The 21,984-nt window shown below is 69.3% G+C and carries 17 protein-coding genes; 13 read left to right on the top strand and 4 right to left on the bottom strand.

Annotated features, from left to right (window positions below; genetic code table 11):
- The first annotated feature begins 119 nt into the window (after positions 1–119).
- The 11 genes from RN51_RS02640 (at position 120) to msrA (ending at position 12,920) form a co-directional block, all read left to right on the top strand.
- On the top strand, positions 120–1,718 hold the full coding sequence (locus RN51_RS02640; protein ID WP_052674548.1) for an ABC transporter substrate-binding protein: 1,599 nt from the start codon (positions 120–122) through the stop codon (positions 1,716–1,718).
- 90 nt (positions 1,719–1,808) lie between these two features.
- Positions 1,809–2,765 (top strand): ABC transporter permease, encoded by a 957-nt coding sequence (locus RN51_RS02645; RefSeq protein ID WP_045262486.1) that lies wholly within the window; start codon positions 1,809–1,811, stop codon positions 2,763–2,765.
- A gap of 1 nt (position 2,766) precedes the next feature.
- Positions 2,767–4,818, top strand: coding sequence for a dipeptide/oligopeptide/nickel ABC transporter permease/ATP-binding protein (locus RN51_RS02650; RefSeq protein ID WP_045262487.1), 2,052 nt, complete (start codon positions 2,767–2,769; stop codon positions 4,816–4,818).
- A complete protein-coding gene (locus RN51_RS02655) occupies positions 4,815–5,615 on the top strand; it encodes an ABC transporter ATP-binding protein (protein WP_045262488.1) in 801 nt (266 codons plus the stop codon). Before RN51_RS02650 ends, RN51_RS02655 begins: the two co-directional genes overlap by 4 nt.
- Positions 5,616–5,631: 16 nt before the next feature.
- On the top strand, positions 5,632–6,579 hold the full coding sequence (locus RN51_RS02660; RefSeq protein WP_045262489.1) for a dihydrodipicolinate synthase family protein: 948 nt from the start codon (positions 5,632–5,634) through the stop codon (positions 6,577–6,579).
- Positions 6,579–7,514, top strand: coding sequence for an ROK family protein (locus RN51_RS02665; protein WP_045262490.1), 936 nt, complete (start codon positions 6,579–6,581; stop codon positions 7,512–7,514). The genes RN51_RS02660 and RN51_RS02665 overlap by 1 nt, the downstream gene beginning before the upstream one ends.
- Positions 7,511–8,197 (top strand): N-acetylmannosamine-6-phosphate 2-epimerase, encoded by a 687-nt coding sequence (locus tag RN51_RS02670; RefSeq protein WP_045262491.1) that lies wholly within the window; start codon positions 7,511–7,513, stop codon positions 8,195–8,197. The genes RN51_RS02665 and RN51_RS02670 overlap by 4 nt, the downstream gene beginning before the upstream one ends.
- On the top strand, positions 8,194–9,123 hold the full coding sequence (locus RN51_RS02675) for a DUF4862 family protein (protein ID WP_045262492.1): 930 nt from the start codon (positions 8,194–8,196) through the stop codon (positions 9,121–9,123). The genes RN51_RS02670 and RN51_RS02675 overlap by 4 nt, the downstream gene beginning before the upstream one ends.
- Positions 9,124–9,192: 69 nt before the next feature.
- Positions 9,193–11,751, top strand: coding sequence for an exo-alpha-sialidase (locus RN51_RS02680; RefSeq protein ID WP_052674549.1), 2,559 nt, complete (start codon positions 9,193–9,195; stop codon positions 11,749–11,751).
- A gap of 138 nt (positions 11,752–11,889) precedes the next feature.
- Positions 11,890–12,378, top strand: coding sequence for a peptide-methionine (R)-S-oxide reductase MsrB (gene msrB, locus RN51_RS02685; RefSeq protein ID WP_045262493.1), 489 nt, complete (start codon positions 11,890–11,892; stop codon positions 12,376–12,378).
- The gene (gene msrA / locus RN51_RS02690; RefSeq protein WP_045262494.1) at positions 12,375–12,920 is read left to right on the top strand and encodes a peptide-methionine (S)-S-oxide reductase MsrA; all 546 of its coding nucleotides are present in this window, start codon (positions 12,375–12,377) and stop codon (positions 12,918–12,920) included. The genes msrB and msrA overlap by 4 nt, the downstream gene beginning before the upstream one ends.
- 69 nt (positions 12,921–12,989) lie before the next feature.
- On the opposite strand, the gene RN51_RS02695 is transcribed toward msrA, so the two are convergent.
- Both RN51_RS02695 and RN51_RS02700 read right to left on the bottom strand, forming a co-directional pair.
- Positions 12,990–13,790 (bottom strand): alpha/beta fold hydrolase, encoded by an 801-nt coding sequence (locus tag RN51_RS02695; protein WP_197073167.1) that lies wholly within the window; start codon positions 13,788–13,790, stop codon positions 12,990–12,992.
- A 34-nt stretch (positions 13,791–13,824) separates the two neighbouring features.
- Positions 13,825–14,190: a DoxX family protein gene (locus RN51_RS02700; protein ID WP_045262495.1), complete on the bottom strand. Its 366-nt coding sequence runs from the start codon at positions 14,188–14,190 to the stop codon at positions 13,825–13,827.
- A 90-nt stretch (positions 14,191–14,280) separates the two neighbouring features.
- Between RN51_RS02700 and RN51_RS02705 the strand changes: the two genes are divergently transcribed.
- The gene (locus RN51_RS02705) at positions 14,281–14,694 is read left to right on the top strand and encodes a winged helix-turn-helix transcriptional regulator (RefSeq protein WP_045262496.1); all 414 of its coding nucleotides are present in this window, start codon (positions 14,281–14,283) and stop codon (positions 14,692–14,694) included.
- Positions 14,695–14,821: 127 nt separating this feature from the next.
- On the opposite strand, the gene RN51_RS02710 is transcribed toward RN51_RS02705, so the two are convergent.
- The gene (locus tag RN51_RS02710; RefSeq protein ID WP_045262497.1) at positions 14,822–16,273 is read right to left on the bottom strand and encodes a catalase; all 1,452 of its coding nucleotides are present in this window, start codon (positions 16,271–16,273) and stop codon (positions 14,822–14,824) included.
- A 69-nt stretch (positions 16,274–16,342) separates the two neighbouring features.
- On the bottom strand, positions 16,343–16,762 hold the full coding sequence (locus tag RN51_RS02715; protein WP_045262498.1) for a Fur family transcriptional regulator: 420 nt from the start codon (positions 16,760–16,762) through the stop codon (positions 16,343–16,345).
- 202 nt (positions 16,763–16,964) lie between these two features.
- On the opposite strand from RN51_RS02715, the gene RN51_RS02720 reads away from it, so the two are divergent.
- Positions 16,965–21,929, top strand: a complete 4,965-nt coding sequence (locus RN51_RS02720; protein ID WP_052674550.1) for a DUF7507 domain-containing protein — start codon at positions 16,965–16,967, stop codon at positions 21,927–21,929.
- The last annotated feature ends 55 nt before the right edge of the window (positions 21,930–21,984 follow it).

Consider the following 21,984-nt stretch of genomic DNA (forward strand, 5'->3'; position numbering starts at 1 on the left):
CTCGTGCCTGGCAGAAACGCTCCGATCATCTCACTCTTGTGATCTGATCGAACCTGTGTTTAGAGTACATCAGACATCAGATGTCCTCAAGATGTTCCCCCCACCACCCTGGAGCACACATGAACCGACACTTCACCCGCCGCCGCGCGGGTCGATTCGCGATGGCGGTCGCCGGCACAGTCGCCGCATCCGTCGCCCTCGCGGGCTGCGGCGCCGGCACCACCGCCACCCCCGACGAGAGCGCGGCCGCGAGCGAGATCAACCCGGACGCCATCATCGAGGCGGGGATCTCGTACACGCTGAACGGCAGCTTCGACCCGATGGTCGCCTCCGGCGCCGTCACGGTCTCGGCCAACTGGCACATCTTCGAAGGTCTCGTCGACCTCGACCCGGTCACGCAGAAGGCGGCGCCCGCCCTCGCCGCCGACCTCCCGACGAAGATCGACGACACGACCTACGAGATCGACCTCCGCGAAGGTGCGACCTTCCAGAACGGCGACCCGGTCACGGCGGACGACGTCGTCTTCAGCTACGACCGCGTGCTCGACCCGGACAACAACTCGCTCTTCCTGTCGTTCGTCGACTTCATCGACACCGTCACCGCGGTCGACGACGACACCGTGCGCATCACGACGGACTACCCCTTCTCGCTGATCAACGACCGCCTCGGCGTCGTCAAGATCGTCCCGAAGGCGGTCGTCGAGGCCGACCCCGAGGACTTCGCCGCCAACCCGGTCGGCTCCGGCCCGTACTCGCTGGTCTCCGCGGTCCCCGAGGACAAGCTCGTCTTCGAGCGCTACGACGATTACAACGGCCCGCGCCCCGCGCTCGCCGCCGGCATGAACTGGAACCTGCTCGCCGATGCCTCGGCCCGCGTCACCGCGATGTCCACCGGCACCGTGCAGGCGATCGAAGACGTGCCGTACATCGACGTCGACACGCTCGCCTCGTCGGCCGACGTCGAGAGCGTGCAGTCGTTCGGCCTGCTGTTCATGATGTTCAACACCAAGGCGGCGCCGTTCGACGACGTGCGCGTGCGGCAGGCCCTGCACTACGCCCTCGACATGGACAAGATCATCGGCACGGGCATGCTCGGCAACGCCACGCCTGCGACCTCGTTCCTGCCCGAGACGTACCCGAACTACCACGAGGCCTCGACGGTCTACACCTACGACCCCGAGAAGGCGAAGGAGCTGCTGGCCGACGCCGGCGTCTCCGATCTGTCGATCACGCTGCTGACCACCGATACCGGATGGGTCAAGGAGGTCGCCCCGCTGATCAAGGAGTCGCTCGACGCGATCGGCATCGACACCACGCTCGACATCGGACAGTCCGCGTCGATGTACGAGAAGGTCGACTCCGGCGACTACACGGTGGCCGTCGCCCCCGGTGACCCCTCGGTCTTCGGCGTCGACCCCGACCTGCTCATGAACTGGTGGTACGGCGAGAACGTCTGGACCCAGACCCGCACCAACTGGGCTGACTCTCCCGAGTACGCCGAGCTGCGCACGCTCCTCGACACCGCCGTCCAGCAGGAAGGCGACGAGCAGCAGAAGACCTGGGACCAGGCGTTCGACCTGCTCTCCGACCAGGCCGTGCTCTACCCGCTGTTCCACCGCAAGCTGCCGACCGCCTGGAGCAGCCAGGAGCTCGTCGGGTTCCAGCCCGTCCCCACCACCGGACTGTCGTTCCTCGACGTCGGCGTGGCCGCGAAGTAGCACCCGAACAGAAGCAGCACCCGAACAGGGGGCGCGCTCACCCGACGAGCGCGCCCCCTGCACCTCCCTCACCCTCGGAAGGAGCGGCACGTGTCCCACACGCTCCGCCTCATCGGCCGGCGACTGCTGCAGCTGCCGCTGATGATCCTCGGCATCACGTTCCTCGTGTTCTTCGTGATGTCCTTCTCGCCCGTCGACCCGGCCCGCACGGCGCTCGGCGAGACGGCGTCGCCCGCAGCCCTCGAGGCCTACCGCGAGGACCACGGCCTCAACCTCCCCCTGCTCGTCCGCTACGTGAACTTCCTGTTCGGACTCGTGCAGGGCGACCTCGGCACCTACTCCGCGCGCAGCCTTCCCGTGATCGACGAGGTCGCCCGCGCCTTCCCGGTCACCCTGGCGCTCACCTTCCTCGGGCTCATCATCGCCGTGATCGTCGCCTTCGTGATCGGCGTCCTCGCCGCCGTCTACCGCGACCGGTGGCCCGACCAGGTGATCCGCGTCTTCGGCGTCGCGGCGCTCTCCACCCCGTCGTTCTGGCTCGCCATCCTGCTCATCCAGGTCTTCACCCTCGGGCTCGGACTGCTCCCCGCCTCCGGCCCGCTCCCCGACTTCTGGACCGACCCCTCCGGATGGCTCGCCCGGATGACCCTCCCTGCGATCGCGCTCGCGGTGCCCGTGATCGGTCAGCTGTCGCGCGTCGTGCGCACCTCGATGGTCGAGGAGCTCGACCGCGACTACGTGCGCACCGCCCTCGGCGCCGGCATCCCGCGCGTGATCGTCGTCGGCCGCAACGTGCTGCGCAACGCCCTCATCACCCCCGTCACGGTGCTGGGGCTGCGCATCGGATACCTGCTCGGCGGCGCCGTGGTGATCGAGATCATCTTCGCCATCCCCGGGATGGGAACCCTCATCCTCAACGGCGTCACCAACAACGAACCCAACCTCGTGCAGGGAGTGACGCTCGCGGTGGCGCTCGCCTTCGTCGTGATCAACATCATCGTCGACCTCCTGTACGTGCTCATCAATCCTCGAATCCGGGCGGTGTGACATGCGACGCAAACTCACGGAACGGCTTTCCGTCCCGGGCCTCCGCTGGGGCCGCCTGTCCCTCGGGTCGATCATCTGCATCGCCGTGCTGGCGATCATCGCCCTGGCCGCGATCTTCGCGCCTCTCATCGCGCCGTTCGACCCGCTGGCCTCCGGGACTCCCGTGCAGCCGCCCGGAGCGGAGCACTGGTTCGGCACCGACCGTCAGGGCCGCGACATCTTCTCGCGCCTCTTCTACGGCGCCCGCTACTCGCTCGTGATCGGTATCGGGGCGACCCTCGTCGCCCTGGTCGCCGCATGCGTGCTCGGCACGATCGCCGCCACCGCCCCGAAGTGGATCTCCGAGACCCTCATGCGCGTCATGGACGTCGTGATGTCGTTCCCCGGCATCGCGCTCGCCGCGGTGTTCGTGGCGGTGTTCGGCAAGTCGCTGCCCGTGCTGGTGCTGACCATCGCGTTCCTCTACGTGCCGCAGCTCACCCGCATCGTCCGTGCGAACATCCTCGACCAGTACGGGGAGGACTACGTCTCGGCCGTGCGTGTGATGGGAGCGGGCACCCCGCGCATCATCGTGCGACACGTGGCGCGCAACGCGATGGCGCCGGTCCTCGTCTTCGCGACCGTGCTCGTCGCCGACGCGATCGTGTTCGAGGCCTCGCTGTCGTTCCTGCAGGCCGGCGTGCCCGACCCCGAGCCGTCATGGGGCAACGTCATCGCCGCGGGCCGCAACCTGCTCATGAGCGGAGCGTGGTGGGCGACCTTCTTCCCCGGCATCCTCATCATGATCACGGTGCTGTGCCTCAACATCCTCTCCGAGGGGATGACCGACGCCATGGTGTCGCCGCGGGCGCGCAAGATCACGGCCGACGCCGCGAACACCGAGGAGTCCACGCACGAGCTCGAGGTCGCAGCGATCCCGGACGACACGCATGTGATCCCCACCGTCGACACCGCGGTGAACCTCTCCGTGTCGAGCGGAGTCCCCGACACTCTGGTGCCGCGCGCCGAGGCCGTCCCCCTCGCCGCACGACTCGCCGAGCTGCGACGGCGCGAACTCTCCCGCACGGATCGCCTCGAGTACACGGGCGACGAGAAGCCGCTGCTCGACGTGCAGGACCTGTGCATCTCGTTCCCGCGGCACGGCGACGTCGACGTGGTCGACCACGTCAGCTTCACGGTGCGCCCGGGCGAGACCATGTCGCTGGTGGGGGAGTCCGGATGCGGCAAGTCGATCACCTCGCTCGCGATCATGGGCCTGCTCGACCCGAAGGCCGACATCCGCGGACGCATCCTGTTCGACGGCAAGGACCTGCTGCAGATGGCGCCGAAGGAGCGCAACGCGCTGCGCGGACACGACATCGCGATGATCTACCAGGACGCGCTGAGCTCCCTCAACCCGGCGATGCTCATCCGCTCGCAGATGAAGCAGCTCACCTCGCGCGGCGGCACCCGCTCTGCCGAGGAGCTGCTGACGCTCGTCGGTCTCGATCCGAAGCGCACACTCTCCTCGTATCCGCACGAGCTCTCGGGAGGGCAGCGGCAGCGCGTGCTCATCGCGATGGCGTTGACCCGGGATCCGCGGCTGGTGATCGCCGACGAGCCGACCACCGCGCTCGACGTCACGGTGCAGGCCCAGGTCGTGGAGCTGCTCATGCGGCTGCAGCAGGAGCTCGGCTTCGCGCTCCTGTTCGTCTCGCACGACCTCGCACTGGTGGCCGAGCTCACCCACCGGATCACGGTGATGTACGCGGGCCAGGTCGTGGAGCAGGGCACCACCCGCGAGGTGCTCACCCAACCCGTGCACGAGTACACGCAGGGCCTCCTGGGCGCTGTGCTCTCGATCGAGGCCGGCTCCGACCGCTTGCATCAGGTCTCGGGAGTCGTGCCCTCACCGCGCGACTTCCCGGCGGGCGACCGCTTCGCCCCGCGGTCCAGCGACCCCTCGCGGTATGCCGGCACCACCCCGGTACGCCGACACATCGAGGGGACAGAGCACTACTACTCCGCGCATCCGGACGATGCGCCCGTCGAGGCGATCGGAGCAGGACGATGAGCGAATCCGTCATCGAGCTGAAGGACGTGCACGTCCGCTACAAGACCCGTGCGTCCTCACTCTTCCGTCCCGAGTACGTCGATGCGCTCGCGGGCGTCTCGCTCACGGTGAAGCGCGGGCAGACCCTCGGAATCGTCGGCGAATCCGGCTCGGGCAAGTCCACCTCGGCCAAGGTGCTGATCGGCCTCGAGAAGCCGACGAGCGGACAGGTCGTGTTCGGCGGCGAGCCGGTGCGATCGTTCACGCCCGCCGTGCGCAAGCGGCTGGGGCGCATCCTGTCCGTCGTCTTCCAGGACCCGGCGACCGCGCTGAACGCCCGGATGACGGTGCGCGATGCGCTGCTCGACCCGCTGCAGGTGCACCGCCTCGGCAGCGCGGCGACCCGGGGTCGCAAGGTGCGCGACCTGGTGGGTCTCGTCGGGCTGCCGCCCTCGGCGCTGGACGCCCTTCCGAGTCAGCTCTCCGGAGGGCAGCGCCAACGCGTAGCCATCGCCAGGGCGCTCGTGCTCGACCCGCAGGTGATCGTCGCCGATGAGCCCACCTCGGCGCTCGACGTCTCGGTGCGGGCGCAGATCCTGAACCTGCTGACCGACCTGAAGGAGCAGCTCGGCCTCGGGATGGTCTTCATCTCCCACGACATCCAGACCGTCCGCTACCTCTCCGACGAGATCGCCGTGATGAACAGGGGGCGGGTCGTCGAGTTCGGCGACGCGGCCCGCGTGTTCGACGCGCCTTCCGACGACTACACCAAGACGCTGCTGGGCGCTGCGCCCTCGCTGCTCGAATCCCACCACTGAAACGACCGGAACACACATGTCTGCTGCCCCCTCCGCCCCCGTCTTCGCGGGCGTCGTCCCGCCCGTCGCCACCCCGCTGCTCGGGGACGGGTCGATCGACCACGCCTCACTCTCACGTCTCGTCGACCGTCTCGTCGACGAAGGCGTCTCCGGACTCTTCGCCCTCGGCTCCACAGGTGAGACCGCGTACTTCACCGACGACCAGCGCGTGGAGCTGCTCCGCACGATCGTCGCGGCGAACGCGGGCCGGGTGCCGATCATCGCCGGCGCGATCGAGCTCACGGCTCCCCGCATCATCGAGACCGCCCGCCGTCTGGTCGACGCCGGCGCGCAGGCGATCGTCACGACGGCTCCGCTGTACACGCTGAACTCCGCCGCCGAGGTCGCCGACCACTTCCGCACCATCGCCGCGGCCATCGATGCCCCGCTGTGGGCCTACGACGTCCCGGTGCGCGTCCACTCCAAGCTCGGCATCGACCTGCTTGTGCAGCTCGGCAGCGAGGGCGTGATCCAGGGCGTGAAGGACTCCTCGGGCGACGATGTCTCGTTCCGGCGTCTGATCGCGGCGAACCGGGCGGCGGGGAGCCCGCTGCAGCTGCTCACCGGTCACGAGGTCGTCGTCGACGCCATGGCGCTCGCGGGTGCCGACGGCGTGGTCCCCGGACTCGCGAATGTGGAGGCCGCGGGATACGTGCGGCTGTGGGAGGCGGCGAAGAGCGGCGACTGGGCGACCGCTCGGGCCGAACAGGAGCGCATCAACCGTCTGTTCGACATCGTGTTCCAGCCGAAGGGGCTGTCGGGGGATGCGACCGGCGTCGGAGCGTTCAAGGCTGCCATGCACGCCCGCGGCATCATCGACCACGCCACCATGGCCCGCACCGTCCAGGCACTCGATGCCGATGCGGTCGCCCAGATCCGCGACATCCTCGACGAGCTGCACCTGCTCCCTGTCGCCGTCGCCTGATGGGCGAGGTCGTCCTCGCCGTCGACATCGGCGGCACCAAGACGGCCGCAGCGCTCGCCGACCGCCGCGACACGCTGCTGCGCACCGAGGTGACCGCGACGCCCGCCGCGGAGGGGCCGACGGCCGTTGTGGCCACCGTCGTCGCCCTCGCCGAGCGGCTGCTCTCCGGCACCGGGCTGCGGCTTTCGGGGGTCGGCATCGGCACCGCCGGGGTCGTCGATGCCGGGAGCGGAACGATCGTCTCGGCCACCGACACGTTCGCAGACTGGCCGGGCACGCCGCTCGCCGCCCTCGTGCGCACCGGGCTGGGGGCGCACCTGATCACGGACGCTCCCGTGCGCGTGCAGAACGACGTCGACGCGCACGCGGCGGGGGAGTACCGGCACGGCGCGGCGGCCGGGGCGGCGAGTGCGCTCATCGTCGCGGTCGGCACCGGTGTCGGTGCCGGACTGATCCTGGGCGACGACGCCGTGCGCGGAGCGCATCACGTCGCGGGGGAGATCGCGCACCTCCCGGTGCCGGGATCCGCGCACCTGCGCTGCCCCTGCGGCAGACCAGGACACCTCGAGGCGATCGGCTCCGGCATCGGCATGCACCGGCACTTCCTCTCGCTCGGAGGAGACCCCGGGATCACCGACGCCCGGGGGATCGCGGCGGCATCCGTTGCCGGTGACCCCATCGCCCGCCGCGCGCTCGACGAGTCGGCCGCAGCGGTCGGACGCGCCATCGCGGGAGCAGCCACGATCCTCGATCCCGAGCGCATCGTGGTCACCGGCGGCGTGCCGAACATCGGTGAGGACTGGTGGCGCCCGATGCGCGACGCCTTCCACGCCGAGGCGATCGATGCGCTGCAGAACACGCCCATCCTGCCGGGCACTCTCGGCGACGACGCCCCGCTGCGGGGAGCTGCGGCATCCGTCTGGAGGAACCCATGAGACTCGCCGACCCCCTCGAGCAGTTGCGTGGCGGCCTGATCGTCTCGTGCCAGGCCTACCCCGGTGAGGCGATGCGCGACCCACGGACGATGGCACAGGTGGCCGCGGCCACCCTCGTCGGGGGTGCCGCGGGCATCCGGGTGCAGGGGATCGGCGACATCCGTGCGACGGCCCACCTCCCCGTGCCCGTCGTGGGACTGTGGAAGGACGGTGATCGCGACGTGTTCATCACTCCGACACTCGACCATGCCAGGGCCGTCGCCGACGCGGGAGCCGACATCATCGCGATCGACGGGACCCGTCGCGATCGTCCGGACGGGTTGACCCTCGCGGAGACGATCCAGGGTCTTCGCACGCTCACCGACGCCCTGGTCATGGCCGACTGCGGTTCGCTCGACGACGCGCTCGCCGCAGAGGAAGCGGGCGCCGACATCCTCGGCACCACCCTGTCCGGCTACACGGGGGAGCGCCCGAAGACCACCGGGCCCGATCTCGAGCTCATCGAGCTGATGGCCGCCCGCTGCCGTCGTCCGATCGTCGCCGAAGGGCGCATCCACACGCCGGCGCAGGCCGCGGACGCGATCGCCGCCGGTGCCTTCGCCGTCTGTGTCGGCACCGCCATCACGCACCCCTCGACGATCACGACGTGGTTCGCCGATGCGGTCGCGGGAGCCCGCGCATGACTGCGCCCGTTCTCGTCAGCGCCTATCCGGCCTCTCCGGCGCACGCGCGCTGGGACGCGGAGCTCGAAGGGGAGCTGCTGCCCGCGCTGTGTGCGCTTCCCGGGGTCGCCGGGCTCGAAGTGCCGTGGATGGGAGGCATCCACCCGCACGACGAGACCTGGTTCCTCGCGAACGTGCCAGCCGTGCCGCTCGCCGTGACACCGATCCCCTTCGTGATGGGGCGCCTGGGGAGCGACTCCCGATACGGTCTGGCGTCGACCGATGAAACGGGTCGCACGGCAGCCGTCGACGACCTGCGCCGCGTCGCCGCCGACATCGCGCGCATCGACCGCGAGAGCGGCGCGACCGTGGCCGTGGTGACCCTGCACACCGCCCCGCGGGGGACGGGAGCCGTGGAACCGTTCGTGCGTTCGCTGCAGGAAGCCGCCGCCCTCGACTGGTCGGGCGCGCGCCTGGTCGTCGAGCACTGCGATGCGTCGGTGCCAGGGCAGATCCCGGAGAAGGGTTTCCTCTCCCTCGACGATGAGATCGCGGCGATCCGGGCGGTCGGGGCATCGGTCGGGCTCTGGCTCAACTGGGGTCGTTCGGCGATCGAGCTGCGCGATGCGGACGCCGTGACCGCGCAGATCGCCGCAGCCGCAGCCTCCGGGTTCCTCGTCGGACTCGCCTTCTCCGGCGCTGCGGCCGTGCAGAGTCCGTACGGTCCTCCGTGGGTGGATGCGCATCTGCCGATCGCCTCGACGCATCCGGAATCGGCCTCGCTCCTCGATGATGCACACGTCGCCGCGGCACTCGCGGCAGCGGGCGACGTCGCCTGGGTGGGGCTGAAGACGGCCCGACGCCCTGACGACGTCAGTGCCCGGGACGCCCTGCGCACCGTCGCGCGGAACCTCGAGGTGCTGCGCCGACCCTTGTTCGACGTCTGACCTCTCGCTAGAGTGACTTGAAATCAGACATCAGACGTCTGATTTCCGCACGAACAGAAAGGTCTGTCCATGCACGTTCCTCTCCCGCCCTCCTCACGGAATGGCCGTGGTCGCCGCCGCCCGCTGCTGCGATACGGCACGATCGCGGCGCTCGTCCTCGCCCTCACCCTCCCCGCCACCGCAGCCTCGGCGGCCCCTGCCCCCGGCTACCTGACCGATCCGAACGCGGATCCGGGCGACTACCTCGAACTGAACATCGGTGCCGACCGCACCGCCGCGAACTACTTCTATCGCATCCCCGCGCTCGCCCACCTCGGCGACGGCGTGGTCCTCGCGTCGTGGGATGCCCGACCGGGGAGCGCGGCCGACGCCCCCAACCCGAACTCGATCATCCAGCGTCGTTCGACCGACAACGGCCGCACCTGGGGCCCGCTGCAGATCATCGCGGCAGGGAAGACCGGAAGCGGCCAGTACGGCTACTCCGACCCGAGCTACGTCGTCGACCGGGTGAGCGGCCGCGTCTTCGCGTTCTTCGTGCACTCCAAGGACCAGGGATTCCAGGGGAGCGCCTACGGAGACGACGACGCGAACCGGCAGGTCATGGGCGCTGCGGTGATCCACTCGGACGACGGCGGTGCGACATGGAGCGCGCCGCGGCTGATCACCGACGTCGCCAAGACCTCGAACGGCACCACCAGCGCAGGCGTGTACACGCCCGTGGCGGGGGACGTGAAGGGCACGTTCGCGACGTCGGGGGAGGGTATCCAGCTGCGTTACGGCGTCCACGCCGGACGACTCATCCAGCAGTACGCCGGCACGGTGCGGCAGTCGAACGGATCGACGGCGATCCAGGCGTACTCCGTGTACTCCGACGACGGCGGTATCACCTGGGAGCGCGGCGAGTACGTCGGCACCGGCATGGACGAGAACAAGGTCGTCGAGCTCTCCGACGGCCGCGTCATGCTCAACTCGCGCGACAGCTCCAACGGGCGTCTGCGCAAGGTGGCGATCTCGACGGACGGCGGCCACAGCTACGGGCCGGTCACCCGTGACGCCGAGCTACCCGACCCCACGAACAACGCCTCGATCACGCGGCTGCATCCGGAGGCGCCCGCCGGCAGCGTCGACGCGAAGAAGCTGGTCTTCACGAACGCGAACAACGGCGCCGACGGCAGCCGCGTGAACGGGGCGGTGCGGCTCTCGTGCGACGACGGAGAGACCTGGCCTGGCCTGCGCACGCTCGAGACCGGGACGTTCGCCTACTCCAGCGCCACGGCGATCGACGACGGCAGGGTGGGGGTGCTGTGGGAGGCCGGCTATACGAACACCATGCAGTTCTCCTCGTTCGACGAGGCGTGGATGAATGCGGTGTGCGCCCCGCTCTCGGTGCCGCAGACCGCGCTCACCGCCGGTGCGGTGACCACGGTTCCGGTCACCGTCACGAACCAGGAGTCGACAGCGCTCAGCGGCGCCGTGACGTTCCACACTCCGACCGGCTGGACGGCGACGACCGCACCGGTCACCGGCCTCGCACCGGGCGCGAGCGCCACCGTGAGCGTGCAGGTCACCGCGCCGCAGGGAGCCGCGGGCGCCCAGCGTCTGCAGGCCGCCTTCACCGCTGCCGACGGACGCCTGAGTCAGACGACCGCGACGCTCACGCTGCCGCAGTCGTCCGTACTCGGGGCGACCCTCACAGCGACCAACACATCGGCCGCGCGGAACGTCGTGACGAATCCGTACACCGCCGGCGAGCAACTGAGCTTCCAGGTGCGGGTCGTGAGCACGGCGGGCATGAACACGGTCGTGACCCCGGCGGCGAACACCTTCACCACCGGCTTCGCGCCCACCGCCTGCCGGTGGCTGAACCTGCCGGCGTACGACGCCTACAACTGCGGCACCCCACGGCGCACGCTCACGCAGGCCGACATCGACCGCGGCTGGTACACGCCGGAGTTCAGCTTCACCGTCGCGCCGGTCGACGGCTCGGCCCCCGCTGTCACCGTGACCCATGCGGCCGCTCCGGTGGTGCTGCGCGACGGCGTGCTCGCGGCGACGATCACGGGAGCGCGGGCGGACGCGGGGCGGGACCTGGAGACGAACCCCTACGCGGTGGGTGAGCAGGTGCCCTACGGCTTCCGGGTCGACAACCGCAGTCCGGTCGTGGTCTCGGTGGTTCCCGCATCCGGTGACTTCTCGCCCTTCCTGCCGCCGGCGGCCGGCAACTGCCGCTACCGCGACCTCCCGGTCGGCTCGGGCTACGACTGCGGGACCGCGCGCCACACCGTGACCCAGGCCGACGTGGATCGCGGGTTCTTCGTCGCCGACACCACGTGGACGATCGAGGCGGCAGGGCAGTCGACGAAACGCATCGCCGTGGCGGGCGGCGAGATCGATGTGATCGCGCGCGCCCCGGGCGTCTCCGGCACAGCAGTGGGCGAGTGGGCGGACGAGAACGGGAACGGCGTGGCCGATGCCTCCGACACCGTGACGTGGACCCGTACCGTCGAGAACATCGGCAACGTCGCGCTCGATGCCGTGACCGCTGCCGGAGCGGACGTGGGCGTGCTCGCGCCCGGTGAGACGGCGACCCCCGATCCGATCGTCGTCCGGCTCACGACGCTCGACTGACGCTCCTCCGCAGAGGGGCAGCCGACGAGCGGCCTGAAAACTCACAGCCCGTTCCCAGGGCTGCGGGACCAAATCGGGCCGCTTGTCGGTTCTTCTCTGAGACGGCGCAGCCAGCGACGTCGGAGAAGGAGTCAGATCATGTCGAACGACTACGGCAAGACCCCCGAGGCCGTCAGCGGTCTCACCCCGCTGCAGTACGAGGTGACGCAGCGGGACGCCACGGAGCCGCCGTTCCGCAATGCCTACTGGAACAACCACGACGACGGCATCTACGTCGATGTCGTCTCCGGCGAGCCCCTGTTCTCGTCGACCGACAAGTTCGACAGCGGGACCGGCTGGCCGAGCTTCACCAAGCCCATCGATGCCGACGCGGTGACCACCCGCACCGACCGCTCGCTGTGGATGAAGCGCACCGAGGCGCGTTCCGCCGGTGCGGACAGCCACCTGGGACACGTCTTCGACGACGGACCCCGCGCCGAGGGCGGCCTGCGCTACTGCATGAACTCCGCGGCCCTCCGCTTCATCCCGGCCGACAGCCTGGAGGAAGAGGGGTACGGTCGCTACAGCGCCCTCTTCGCCCGCCCCACCACCACCGATACCCCCGACACCGCTGAGGAGCAGTCATGACCGACGACGGCAACATCACCCGCACCCCTGGAACCGAGACGGCCGTCCTCGCCGGCGGTTGTTTCTGGGGCATGGAAGACCTGATCCGCCGCCAGCCCGGCGTGCTCGACACCCGCGTCGGCTACACCGGCGGCTCGAACGACCACGCGACCTATCGCAACCACCCCGGCCACGCCGAGGCCGTCGAGATCGTGTTCGACCCGACGAAGACGACGTACCGCGACATCCTCGCGTTCTTCTTCCAGATCCACGACCCGTCGACCAAGGACCGTCAGGGCAACGACATCGGATCCAGCTACCGTTCCGCGATCTTCCCGCTCTCCCCGGAGCAGGAGACCGTCGCGCGCGAGACGATCGCCGACGTCGACGCCTCCGGCCTGTGGCCCGCGAAGGCCGTCACCACGATCGAGCCCGCCGGCCCGTTCTGGCAGGCCGAGGAGGAGCACCAGGACTACCTGATCAAGTATCCGAACGGCTACACCTGCCACTTCCCGCGTGCGGGATGGGTGCTGCCGAAGCGCGACGAGGCTGCCGCCGTCTGAGCGCACCCTCACGTGTGGCCCGGTCGATCGTCGACCGGGCCACACGTCTGTGGTTCATGACTCTGCGGGCTACGACTCTGCGAGGAAGGCCACGGCGGCCTCTTTGAAGTCGCGGGAACCCGGGGCGTTGAAGTGGTTCCGGTTCGGGATCTCGAAGAACCGGCCGTCGGGAGCTGCAGCGGCCAGCGCCCGCGAGCCTTCGATGATCGCGTCCTTCGACCCGGTGGCGAACAGGATCGGCCGGATCGGCGCATCCGAGGGATCCGGGTCGATCATGCCCGACGCCCGCATGCCCTCGGCGAGTGCCACGAGCGCCTGCAGGTCGTTGCCCGGTACCCGCTCGGTCAGGGCGATGTAGTTCTGCGTCGTCCGGTCGGCCACGGGCGTGCCGTCGGCGATGTAGGCGCGCACCTGATCGAGGTCGAGCCGCGCGAGGGGGATGCCGTCCGGTACGCCTCCCAGCACTGCCCGTCCGATGCGGTGCGGCAGCTCGCGCGCGACCTCCCAGCCCACCCGTGCACCCAGCGAGTAGCCGACGTAGAACGCGTCGTCGACGAGGTACGTGTCCATGACGGTCTCGACATCCGTGACGAGCGTGCGGATGCGGTAGCCGTCTGGGTCGTGCGGCTTCTCGCTGAGGCCGTGCCCGCGCTGGTCGAGCGCCAGCACGCGATATCCCTCACGGGTGAGCTCGCGTACCCAGCCTGTGAGCACCCAGTTGTCGCGCGCGTTCGACGCGAAGCCGTGCACGATCACCACGACCGGGGCGTCGAGATCGCCCCAGGTATAGGTCGCCAGCCGGGTGCCGTCGGCGGCGTAGACGTGTTGCGGTGCGGGCATGCTGGTCAGGTCGGAGAGAGGGACGGCCACCTCTCCATCTTGGCCCTGTTCGCGGGTGTGCGGCTCAGAGCACCACGAGGAAGCCGAGCACCGCGCTCGCGACGCCCAGCACGGCGAGCACGAGTGCGGGTGCGGCCGTCTCCTTGCGGCGCAGATGCACGACGACAGCGCCGATCATGATGATCGCGATCCCGGTGCCGGCGAGTGCGGCGAGGATCGGGGCGATGCCGGTGGCCAGGGGCAGGATGAGCCCGAAGGCGCCGATCACCTCGAGAGCGGCGATGGCCTTGATCGACCCGGTGGAGAAGTCCTCCGTCCATGCCATGCCGCGTTCGGCGAGGGTCGTCTTCGGGGTGACGAGCTTCATGAAGCCGCCGCCGAGCATGGCGAGGGCGAGCAGGCCGTTGACGATCCAGAGGGCGATGAGCATAGGGGTTCCGTTCCGTGTGTTTGTTACGATCAGTAACCGATCGACCATCAACAATGGAGGATGCGGATGGCGACTGCAAAAGGCACATCCATGTCACCGACGCACATCGATGAGTCCACGCTCGCCGGATTCCCCGGCTACGAGAGCTCCTGCTCGGGCGATGAGGACGCGGGTCGCGCCATCCGCGAGGTGCTCGACCGTGTCGGGGACAAGTGGTCGCTGCTGGTGATCGCCACCCTGCGTCGTGATCGCCTGCGATTCAGCGAGCTGCTCCGGCACATCCCGGGTATCTCGCAGCGGATGCTCACCCTCACGCTGCGCCAGCTCGAGCGCGACGGGCTGATCGGTCGCACGGCGTACGCCGAGGTCCCGCCTCGGGTGGAGTACGAGCTGACCGCCCTCGGCGAGACCCTCATCCCGATCGCGAAGACCATCGGCGACTGGGCGCTCGCGAATCATCCCACCATCGAGGAATCCCGCGCGCGGTACGGCGCGACCCGCTGAACCGGCTCGATGCCGTCCGGCCCCCGGGGTCGGCACCGTCGACCGCCCACGATGACGAAACCCCCTCCTGTCGCCGGGCGAAGGAGGGGGTTTCGGTGTGGAGACGATGTCTCCGCGGGTAGATGGATCAGACCCGATCGCGCAGAGCAGCGCCGAGCTCGGCGTCGACGTTCGTCCAGTACTGGAAGAAACGCTCGCGGATGGCGTCGACCGTGATCGAGCGCCCCTGGCCGGTCAGCGTCTCCAGGAAGCGGGCGCGCTGCTCACCGTCGAACACCTCGCGGTAGAGCGTGCCGGGCTGACCGAAGTCGTCGTCCTCGGCGTGCAGGGTCGCCGCGGAGCGCTGGATCTCGCCATCGGCTTCCCAGTTCACCTCGATGCCCTTGGCCGGGTCGGCTTCCGGTCCGCCCGCCGCTCCGTAGGAGTTCGGCTGGTAGGTGCGGTGCGCGGCGTCGTTGAACTGGTAGCGCATCGAGCCCTCGTGCTGGTAGTTGCGGGCCTCGCTCGCGTGCGGCTGGTTCACCGGCAACTGGTTGTAGTTCGGGCCGATGCGGTGGCGCTGGGCGTCCGGGTAGGCGAAGATGCGCCCCATCAGCATCTTGTCCGGCGAGATGCCGGTGCCGGGCACCTGGTTCCCGGGCGAGAACGCGGCCTGCTCGATCTGCGCGAAGAAGTTCTCCGGGTTGCGGTTCAGGGTCAGGGTGCCGACCTTGATGCGCGGGTAGTCCTTCTTCGAGATGGTCTTGGTGAGGTCGAACGGGTTGAACCGGTAGTCCTTGGCCTCGTCGTAGGGCATGATCTGGACGTAGAGGTCCCACTTCGGGAACTCGCCGTCGGCGATCGACCGGAACAGGTCGCGCCGGTAGTGGTCGGCGTCCGACCCGGCGAGCTGCTCGGCCTCTTCGTTGCTCATCGCCTCGACGCCCTGCTGCGAGATGAAGTGGTACTTCACCCAGAAGACCTCGCCCGCGGCGTTGACCCACGAGTAGGTGTGCGAGCCGTAGCCGTTCATGTGCCGCCAGCTGAGGGGGAGACCGCGGTCGCCCATGAGGTAGGTGACCTGGTGGGCGCTCTCCGGCGACAGGGTCCAGAAGTCCCACTGCATGTCGGGGTCGCGCAGGCCCGAGTCGCCCAGTCGCTTCTGCGAGTGGATGAAGTCCGGGAACTTGATCGCGTCACGCAGGAAGAAGGTCGGCGTGTTGTTGCCGACGATGTCGAGGTTGCCCTCTTCCGAGTACATGCGGAGCGAGAACCCGCGCACGTCGCGCCAGGTGTCGGGGGAGCCCTGCTCGCCGGCGACCGAGGAGAAGCGGATGAGGGTCTCGCTCGTCGCGCCCGGCTGGAAGACGGCGGCGCGGGTGTACGCAGACACGTCCTCGGTGACGACGAACTCGCCGAACGCGCCGCCGCCCTTCGCGTGCGGGTTGCGCTCCGGCACCCGCTCGCGGTTGAAGGCCGCGATCTTCTCGACCAGGTAGTGGTCGTGCAGGACGGTGGGGCCGTCTGCGCCGACGGTGAGCGAATGCGTGTCGCTCGCGATCGGGGCTCCGGCCTGCGTGGTGGTGGCAGGTTTCGTCATGGTGTTCTCCTTCTCCGCGCAGGCGCAACGAATACCCCCATCCGTGGATGGGTGATCGGCGGACTGCTCCTACGGGGCGTTCTGGCAACTGGGGCAGAGGCCCCAGAAGGTGACTTCGGCTGTCTGGACGGTGAATCCCCCCGTCGAGGACGGGGTGAGACACGGCGCTTCTCCGACGACGCAGTCCACATCGCCGATCGCACCGCAGGAGGTGCAGACGACGTGGTGGTGGTTGTCGTTGATGCGCCGCTCGTAGAGCGCCGCGGATCCTGCCGGTTCGATCCGGCGGATGAGGCCCGCCGTCGTCAGGTCCGCGAGGATGTTGTGCACCGACTGGATCGACGTGGTCGGCAGCACGTCGGACACGGCGCGGTAGAGCCGCTCCGCATCCGTATGGGCCATGGAGTCGAGAGCCTCGAGAACGGCGACGCGGCCCGCGGTCGCCCGAAGCCCAGCGCCGCGAAGCGCCGAGTCGAGTTCTGTCTCCATCCCTCGAGGCTACCTTGTTTTTTGAATAACTCAAAAGAAAGAATACCGGCATGACGCGTGCGGGCTCATCTGCGGGCGTGAAATCTAACCCAGGTGAGGTCTCAAAAAGGGCGAGGCGTTTCGAGGTCGCCTTCGTTACTCTGGGCAAAATCACAGCTTGGGCGGCGGGGGTGGTCGCTCATTCGATGCCGAGGGGGCCTCGATGCCGTTCCAGACCAGCCTGCCCAATGCCAGGCCGCGTGCACACGAGCCGCGGCGCAGATCACTTCTGGATCGGCTCCGCCTCTCCCGCGCGCGCCGGAAACCGCTGGCCGTCGTCGCCCTGCTGACTCTCGTGGCGGCAGGACTCGTCGTCCCCGCGACCACGGCGACCGCGGCTCCCGGTGATGCCGCGCAGTTGTACCTCGGACCGTCCTACGAGGACGCGATCGTCGGATCGGACAAGGATCTGACCGCGCCGACGGAGTGCCCGTCGAACTCCGTGCTCACCGGGGTGCAGACCGAGAACCGCCAGCAGACCGCTCCGTCCAGTCCCAATGCGAACTCGATCCTGGTGCGCTTCAGCCTGCAGTGCTCGACCATCACCGTGAGCAACGCGGGCGTCGTCACCGGCACGGTGAACCCGACCTGGATCACCGGCCCCACTTGGGATCAGAGCCGCGGCAACGTGCAGACCGGCACCTGCCCTGCGAACACCTTCGCGCATCGCATCACCGGCACGACCTATGTCGGCGACAACGGGGCACGCTGGCCGTCGTCCGTCCAGATCACCTGCCGCCCCATGATCCTCACCGCGGCGGGGCAGCTCCGCGTCGACCTCGCGGCGACTCCGACGGTCCTGACCATCGGCGAGAACTTCAACACCAACGGCGGCCTCCAGACACCGACCCCGCGCTGCGGCCCCGGCGACACCACCGGCACCAGCGACATCCTGGTCCGCGGCTACCGCGCGCAGGGCGGCGGTGAGGGCATCGACGGCTTCAACCCCTCGTGCGCCACGATCCCCGACGACTTCGGCGACGCGCCGGCCAGCTACGGTTCCGCCTCCCATGAGCTGAACGCCGCGACCTACCTCGGCTGGTCGGCCGATGCCGAGACCGCGATGCAGTACAGCGCGAACGCCACTGGCGACAACCAGGTCGGCGGCACCGCTCCGAACCAGTTCATCGACGACGAGAACGGCGTCTCCACGTTCGGCCCCATCACGGCAGGTGTCACCAGCAGCTACTCCGTGTCGGTGCTGGTCGCGAACAAGGTGCCCGGCACGACGGCGACCCTCGTCGGCTGGGTCGACTTCAACCGCAACGGCGTCTTCGATGCCAACGAGGGCGTCTCCACCACCGTGCCGGCCGGAACTCCCGACGGGTCGTCCGTGACGCTCACCTGGCCCGGCATCATCTCCCAGACGGTCGCGGGCCCCACCTTCGCCCGATTCCGGATCACAAGCGGCACCGACCTGACGCCGGCAACTCCGACGGGGGCGGCCCTCACCGGCGAAGTAGAGGACTACGCCCTCACCATCGCCGCAGCGAACCCCGGCATCTCGGTGCTCAAGACCGCGACACCGTCGGGACCGGAAGCGTTCACCGTCGGGCAGGTCATCACCTACTCGTTCCTGGTGACCAACACGGGCGACGTGCCTCTCACCGGCGTCGCGGTCACCGAGACCGCGTTCAACGGCACCGGCACGATGTCTCCCGCCGTGTGTCCGACCACCACCCTGGCGGCGGGCGCATCGACCACGTGCACCGCGAACTACACGCTCACGCAGGCTGACATCGACAGGGGCTCGCTGTCCAACACCGCGACGGCGACCGGAACCCCTCCCGGCATCCTCACCCCTCCGGTCTCCCCGCCCTCGTCCGTGACGGTGCCGGCTGCGCCGGCTCCGGCGATCACGCTCGTCAAGAGCGCGAACACCACCGAGATCACCTCCGCGGGCCAGGCGATCACCTACTCGTTCCTGGTGACGAACACGGGCAACGTCACGCTCTCCAACGTGTCGGTGGCGGAGACGGCGTTCTCGGGCACGGGCACCGCTCCCGTGGTGACCTGCCCGGCGGGAGCAGCATCGCTGGCGCCCGCCGCACAGGTCACGTGTCAGGCGACCTACACGACGACCGCGGCCGACTATCGCGCCGACTCCCTCGACAACACGGCGACGGCGACCGGTACGCCGCCGACGGGTACGCCTCCGGTGTCGCCGCCGTCGACCCTCGAGATCCCGGTCGTGCCCGCTCCTGCGTTGACCGTGGCCAAGTCGGCCGACCTCGAGGAGCTGACCGCCGCGGGTCAGACGATCAACTACTCCTTCCTGGTGACCAACACGGGCAACGTGACGATCACGGACGTATCGGTGACGGAGACGGCGTTCTCGGGCACCGGCACCGCTCCCGTGGTGACGTGTCCTGCGGGCGCGGCATCTCTCGCGGCGGGAGCCAGCGTGACCTGCACCGCGTCGTACGTGGTGACCCAGGCCGATATCGATGCGGGTGGTGTGACGAACACCGCCACGACGACGGGCACCCCTCCGACGGGCACACCTCCGGTCTCTCCGCCCTCGACGGTCGAGGTGCCGGTCGATCCCGCTCCCGGGATCTCGGTGGTGAAGTCGGCGAGCCCGAACACCGCTGAGGCGTATGTGGTGGGTCAGGAGATCACGTACTCGTTCGTCGTCACCAACACGGGCAACGTCACCCTCCGCGATGTGACCGTGGACGAGGGGACCTTCACGGGGTCGGGGACGCTGTCGCCGATCACCTGCCCCGCGGGGGCGGCGTCGCTGGCACCGGGTCTGCAGGTGGTGTGCACCGCCTCGTACGTGTTGACCCAGGCGGATGTCAACGCCGGGAGCGTGTCGAACTCGGCCACCGCGACGGGTGTCCCGCCGACGGGCACGCCGCCCGTGTCGCCGCCGTCGACGGTCGAGGTCCCGGTGGATCCGGCTCCGGCGATGACGGTGGTGAAGTCGGCCGATCTGCAGCAGCTGACGGCTGCGGGGCAGACGATCAACTACTCCTTCCTCGCGACCAACACCGGCAACGTGACCCTCACGGACGTGACGATCACGGAGACGGCGTTTTCCGGCACGGGGACGGCTCCGGTCGTGACCTGTCCGGCTGATGCGGCTTCGCTGATCCCGGGGGCCAACGTGACCTGCACGGCGTCGTACGTGGTGACCCAGGCTGACGTGGATGCCGGTGGTGTGACGAACACGGCCACGACCACGGGTACGCCGCCGACGGGCACGCCTCCGGTGTCGCCGCCGTCGACGGTCGAGGTGCCGGTGGAGCCGGCTCCGGCGATGACGGTGGTGAAGTCGGCCGATCTGCAGCAGCTCACGGCTGCGGGTCAGACGATCAACTACTCCTTCCTCGTCTCCAACACCGGCAATGTGACGCTCACTGATGTCTCGGTGACGGAGACGGCGTTCTCGGGAACGGGTACGGCGCCGGTCGTGACGTGTCCGGCGGGTGCGGCATCTCTCGCGCCGGGAACGGATGTGACGTGCACGGCGTCGTACGTGGTGACGCAGGCTGATATCGATGCGGGTGGTGTCGCGAACACCGCGACGACCACGGGTACTCCGCCGACCGGCACGCCTCCGGTGTCGCCGCCGTCGACGGTCGAGGTGCCGGTGGATCCGGCGCCGGCGATGACGGTGGTGAAGTCGGCCGATCTGCAGCAGCTGACCGCTGCAGGCCAGACGATCAACTACTCGTTCCTGGTGTCCAACACCGGGAATGTGACGCTCACGGGGGTCTCGGTGACGGAGACCGCGTTCTCGGGGACCGGGACGGCTCCGGTCGTGACCTGTCCGGCCGGTGCGGCCTCGCTCGCGCCGGGAGCCGACGTGACGTGCACGGCGTCGTACGTGGTGACGCAGGCCGACATGGATGCGGGCGGTGTGACGAACACGGCCACGACGACGGGTACGCCGCCGACCGGCACACCTCCGGTCTCGCCGCCGTCGACCGTGGAAGTGCCGGTGGGGCCGGATCCCGGGATCTCGGTGGTGAAGTCGGCCAGCCCGAACACCGCTGACGCCTATGTCGTGGGCCAGGAGATCACGTACTCGTTCGTGGTGACCAACACCGGAAACGTGACGCTGACCAACGTGACCGTGCAGGAGGGGACATTCACGGGGTCGGGCACGCTGTCGCCGATCACCTGCCCCGCGGGCGCGGCGTCGCTGGCTCCGAGCGTCCAGGTGGTGTGCACCGCCACGTACGTCCTGACCCAGGAAGACGTGGACGCGGGGAGCGTATCGAACTCGGCCACCGCGACGGGTGTCCCGCCGACGGGTGGCACGCCGCCCGTCTCCCCGCCGTCGACCACGGAGATTCCGGTCACTCCCGCCCCCGGCGTGAGCATCGTGAAGTCCGCGACGCCGGAGACCATGACGACCGTGGGGCAGACGCTCTCGTACTCGTTCGTGGTCACCAACACCGGCAATGTCACCCTGACCGACGTCACCGTCGACGAGACGGCGTTCTCCGGCTCCGGCTCGCTGTCCGCCATCGAATGCCCGGAGGGCGCCGCACGCGTGCTCCCCGGCCAGATCATCACGTGCACGGCCGAGTACCGCACGACGCAGGCGGATGTGGACTCGGGTCTGCTGACGAACACCGCGACCGCGACGGGCACCCCGCCTTCGGGGCAACCTCCGGTGTCGCCGCCGTCGACCGTCGAGGTGCCCTTCGACGGGGACAACTCGCTCGGACTCGAGAAGCGCGCCAACCCGGTCGACGTGAACGGCAACGGCGTGATCGATCCGGGCGACCGCATCGAATGGACGATCATCGTGACGAACACGGGCGCTCAGACCATCGCCGACATCGTGGTGTCCGACCCCACAGCCGGAGCGGTCACCTGCCCTGCGACCAGCCTCGCCTCCGGGGAGCAGATGACCTGCACGGTTCCTGCGCACACGGTGACTGCTGCCGATGTGCGCAGCGGTCAGGTGCGCAACGTCGCGACGGCCACGGGCACCCCGCCCGGAGGAGACCCCATCGACCCGCCGAGCTCGGAGACGATCACGCGGGTGTTCCCGCCCCCGCCGCCCACGCTGGCCGTGACCGGTGGCACGCTGTCGGTCGGCCTGCTGTTCGGAGGGCTGATGCTGGTCGTGGGTTCGGCGCTCCTGCGACGGCGTCGAGTGAGCTGATCGTCGGTCAGTGGGCGGAGGTCGGGATTCCCGGGCACTCCGCCCACCCCGGCCC

This window comes from Microbacterium oxydans, from assembly GCF_000956405.1.
In the GTDB taxonomy this organism is placed as follows: Bacteria; Actinomycetota; Actinomycetes; order Actinomycetales; family Microbacteriaceae; genus Microbacterium; species Microbacterium oxydans_C.

Excerpts from the sequence above, each read along its gene's own strand:
- RN51_RS02640 (WP_052674548.1), top strand. The coding sequence starts at position 120 with ATGAACCGACACTTCACCCGCCGCCGCGCGGGTCGATTCGCGATGGCG.
- RN51_RS02650 (WP_045262487.1), top strand. The coding sequence starts at position 2,767 with ATGCGACGCAAACTCACGGAACGGCTTTCCGTCCCGGGCCTCCGCTGG.
- RN51_RS02655 (WP_045262488.1), top strand. The coding sequence starts at position 4,815 with ATGAGCGAATCCGTCATCGAGCTGAAGGACGTGCACGTCCGCTACAAG.
- RN51_RS02660 (WP_045262489.1), top strand. The coding sequence starts at position 5,632 with ATGTCTGCTGCCCCCTCCGCCCCCGTCTTCGCGGGCGTCGTCCCGCCC.
- RN51_RS02665 (WP_045262490.1), top strand. The coding sequence starts at position 6,579 with ATGGGCGAGGTCGTCCTCGCCGTCGACATCGGCGGCACCAAGACGGCC.
- RN51_RS02670 (WP_045262491.1), top strand. The coding sequence starts at position 7,511 with ATGAGACTCGCCGACCCCCTCGAGCAGTTGCGTGGCGGCCTGATCGTC.
- RN51_RS02675 (WP_045262492.1), top strand. The coding sequence starts at position 8,194 with ATGACTGCGCCCGTTCTCGTCAGCGCCTATCCGGCCTCTCCGGCGCAC.
- RN51_RS02680 (WP_052674549.1), top strand. The coding sequence starts at position 9,193 with ATGCACGTTCCTCTCCCGCCCTCCTCACGGAATGGCCGTGGTCGCCGC.
- msrB (WP_045262493.1), top strand. The coding sequence starts at position 11,890 with ATGTCGAACGACTACGGCAAGACCCCCGAGGCCGTCAGCGGTCTCACC.
- msrA (WP_045262494.1), top strand. The coding sequence starts at position 12,375 with ATGACCGACGACGGCAACATCACCCGCACCCCTGGAACCGAGACGGCC.
- RN51_RS02700 (WP_045262495.1), bottom strand. The coding sequence starts at position 14,190 with ATGCTCATCGCCCTCTGGATCGTCAACGGCCTGCTCGCCCTCGCCATG.
- RN51_RS02705 (WP_045262496.1), top strand. The coding sequence starts at position 14,281 with ATGTCACCGACGCACATCGATGAGTCCACGCTCGCCGGATTCCCCGGC.
- RN51_RS02710 (WP_045262497.1), bottom strand. The coding sequence starts at position 16,273 with ATGACGAAACCTGCCACCACCACGCAGGCCGGAGCCCCGATCGCGAGC.
- RN51_RS02715 (WP_045262498.1), bottom strand. The coding sequence starts at position 16,762 with ATGGAGACAGAACTCGACTCGGCGCTTCGCGGCGCTGGGCTTCGGGCG.
- RN51_RS02720 (WP_052674550.1), top strand. The coding sequence starts at position 16,965 with ATGCCGTTCCAGACCAGCCTGCCCAATGCCAGGCCGCGTGCACACGAG.